This is a genomic window from Providencia sp. JGM181, assembly GCF_018257375.1.
In the GTDB taxonomy this organism is placed as follows: Bacteria; Pseudomonadota; Gammaproteobacteria; order Enterobacterales; family Enterobacteriaceae; genus Providencia; species Providencia lanzhouensis.
In genome coordinates this window covers 1-3,297 of sequence record NZ_JAERJY010000221.1, presented here as the reverse complement: position 1 = coordinate 3,297, position 3,297 = coordinate 1, and the positions used below count along the sequence as shown (strand labels likewise).

The 3,297-nt window shown below is 34.9% G+C and carries 3 protein-coding genes; 2 read left to right on the top strand and 1 reads right to left on the bottom strand.

Features of this window, described 5'->3' with window-relative positions; translation table 11 throughout:
- The first annotated feature begins 449 nt into the window (after window positions 1–449).
- Both JK188_RS16870 and zinT read left to right on the top strand, forming a co-directional pair.
- Window positions 450–713 (top strand): type B 50S ribosomal protein L31, encoded by a 264-nt coding sequence (locus JK188_RS16870; RefSeq protein ID WP_036951056.1) that lies wholly within the window; start codon window positions 450–452, stop codon window positions 711–713.
- On the top strand, window positions 713–1,354 hold the full coding sequence (gene zinT / locus JK188_RS16865; RefSeq protein ID WP_410431442.1) for a metal-binding protein ZinT: 642 nt from the start codon (window positions 713–715) through the stop codon (window positions 1,352–1,354). Before JK188_RS16870 ends, zinT begins: the two co-directional genes overlap by 1 nt.
- Before the next feature lie 606 nt (window positions 1,355–1,960).
- Here zinT and JK188_RS16860 read toward each other — a convergent pair.
- Complete coding sequence (locus JK188_RS16860; protein WP_154600020.1) at window positions 1,961–3,271, bottom strand: hypothetical protein; 1,311 nt, start codon at window positions 3,269–3,271, stop codon at window positions 1,961–1,963.
- Window positions 3,272–3,297 lie beyond the last annotated feature (26 nt).

Sequence of the window (3,297 nt, the reverse complement as noted above, 5' to 3'; positions counted from 1 at the left end):
ATTCAAAAATACAGTTGTTTTATCTAAATAGTAACTTAATAGTAGTTATGTCGGATTAAATACTGTCAAGTTGGAGCCCTTGATGAGAAATATATAGTTAACATGATGTTTTGAACGGTGAATTTTCTATGGGTAGGGCGATAGCGGAGTATTAATTGTTATCAAAATCGTGAGTTTAGAATTGCTTCTACCTTAATTCTCTTCTTATAAAAATGAATTGCTATTGATCATTAAACGCTTTCATTACTCATCATTGACTGCAATTTTTACCATCAACTTTGGATTTGTTTCATCGTCCTCGTTTGGCTTTCCGATCGTACTGTTTGGTATTTTTAATCATCAGCCAACAATAAACTGAATAAACCATACAAATATTAAGGCCAAAAAAGAGTAGTCAACGATGAAAAAAAATATTATTGTTATATTATAACATAACAATTGGAGGGGCTATGAAGCCGAATATTCATCCGGATTATCGGACAGTGATTTTTCACGATACCGCTGCTGATGTGTATTTCAAAGTTGGGTCGACGATAAAAACAGAGAGAACTGTTGAGTTTGAAGGGCAAAGTTATCCATATGTTCTTCTCGATGTGTCCTCTCATTCACACCCGTTTTATACAGGGAAACAGAAAACCCATTCACAGGAAGGGAATGTTGCTCGCTTTAATAAGCGTTTTGGGAATTTTGTTCAAACGAGAGAAGAAAAATGATGGTAAAAAATATTCTTTCATTGCTTGTGCTTACTAGTTTATTCAGTTACACAGCGATGGCGCATGAACATCATCATGATAAGCCGCAAACGGAAGCACAACGCAATGCTGCAAAAGGTATTTTTGATAATAGTGATGTTAAAGACCGTCAATTGAGTGATTGGGACGGTGTTTGGCAATCTGTGGAGCCTTATCTTGCTAATGGAACGTTAGATCCCGTAATGCAGAATAAGGCTGCAAAGAATAAGGATAAAACAGCGCAAGAATATCGAGATTATTATGCCAAAGGGTATAAAACTGATGTGGATATGATTGGCATTGAGAATAATATTATTGAATTTCACCGAGGGGATAAAGTCTCTCAGTGCCAATATGATTACGCGGGTTACCGAGTTTTAAATTATTCTTCAGGTAAGAAGGGCGTCCGTTATTTATTTGAGTGTAAGGATAAAGATAGCCAAGCCCCTAAGTTTATTCAATTTAGTGATCATATTATTGCGCCAGAAAAAGCTGGGCATTTTCATCTCTATATGGGAAATGAATCTCAAGAGGCTTTATTGACTCAATTAGATAATTGGCCAACGTATTATCCATATTCTATGAGCGGTAAGGATATTGTGCATGAAATGATGCATCATTGATGGGTTGTTGGAGGCAGTCTAAAGTGGTTGTGGTAGTTAGGTTATATTAGGCTGCGCAGGATATAAAAAAGCCCGCTAATGATGAATTGGCGGGCTTTTCAGGCTGGCGGGAGTTGAATCCGCATCCGGAATTTTTCAGTTTATTGATTATTAAAGGGTATTTTTATAAGAGGTCAATCATGTGCACTATACGTGCACATAGAGGACTGTTCGCTGTCATAGTGCTGGCTATAAAATCTGTATGGGCTCAAAAGAACAGGTTATTGGTGATATCTTGGTTTTTAAAGCGGGAATGGATGTTATAAATTTAGTAATCAATGGTTATTCAGTTTTGATAATTTTAGGCTGAGTTATATTAATTCAGAATTAACCGGACATGTTTAAGCTATTGATTAGCTCTAATCTGATAGGTCTCTCATTACCAATGACGGACGTTACTTAATTAACTATTCGATAATGTAGTAGACTATACTAGCAATAATTTTAATATTCTTAGATGGTAGTGTAAATATAAACAGATAAACTATTGAAAAATGGAATATAAGAGAGAGCTAACAATTTAGTTTGATGCCCTCGCTCAAAGCAAGCTAAGAACTAAATTTGAAGCTATACATCTAATCCATCCATTGGGCAAGGTATTTCTGACTTAACTTCCTCTAAATTTGCATTTTTCAAAAAGAAGTAAAAAGTAGAATCTACAACCTTTAATTGTCGAGAATTTGAATCATACGCAATTACTGGAGGAGTTATTCCTTTATTAGCTTGTAACCCTGTAAGAGCCTTTAAAGTCGTAACCAACTGGTGTCCTTTTAGTTCATCCTTTCTGTGATGTGTTTGTTTTATTGCATGAAGGATATTTTCTTTGCTAACTCCGCCATTTAAACCATGATATCCTAAGGTAAGAATATGTATTACGATATAATAATTTAGAAAATATGGCAAAGGACCGCCTTTAGTTATAGATGAGCTATTCGCAACAGCTATAGTTTCTAAGTTTCGTAAATGACGCCCAGAATATTCACTAGTTTTTATCTCTATTGCAGTGTCAACAGCATCTATATTAATGAAGTGTTTTATTGTTTCTTGTTTTGTGAGAATACCATCCGCAATACATGAGCCCTTTAATAACTCTTGAAAAACACCAACACTTCCGAACGAATTGGATATACACTTTTCAATAATCACAGGTGTAATTTCTATATTTAATAGATTCCCACCTTTCCTTGCTATGCTTCTAAAATCGTCCTCCAGCCACGGTTCAACAGGTATTTCACTAATTCTATCTTGTAGTTCCCCATTAAATTGGGTGAGTCGGTTAGCCTCTTTCCATACCCCTAGTATAATAAACCGTACTTTCAGGTCATTAAATGTACGAAGATCAAAAGAAAATGCTCTTTGTATTTCCTCTGGAAGGTAGTGAAAATTTTCAAGTATAATAATTTTCTTGCTACCAACATGATGAATCAAATGTGCAATATCATCAGGCAACTCTAAATTAAACTCAATTTCATCGTAGTTTTCTATATTGCTTGTGTTTTTTTCATCTTGTATCGCGAGAGATGCACTTGCTTTAGCAATCAGTGCTACAGCTCCTTGAATTGATGCTTTTCCAGTAACCTTACTTTTTTCTCCTGTACCTTCTGAGTAAGAAGTCTTAAGCACAACATTACATTTTCTAAGTATTGCTTGATATATCTGCTTTAAAGTATGTGCAGGTGATAAACTAATCAAAATATGGTCATCATAGCTAATATACTTTTTAACCAAGGCTGTCTTTCCTTGCTTTGACGCACCATAAACTATAATTTGCTTCTCTGTTCTTAATGCATCTATTAGCTTTGCATCAACATGCTCACGTTCGATGTAACTTTCAACTTGTTTTCCACTAACCCCAAAGACATCTTCTATTTTAAGCATTTTTATTTATCCAATATTTATAGCAT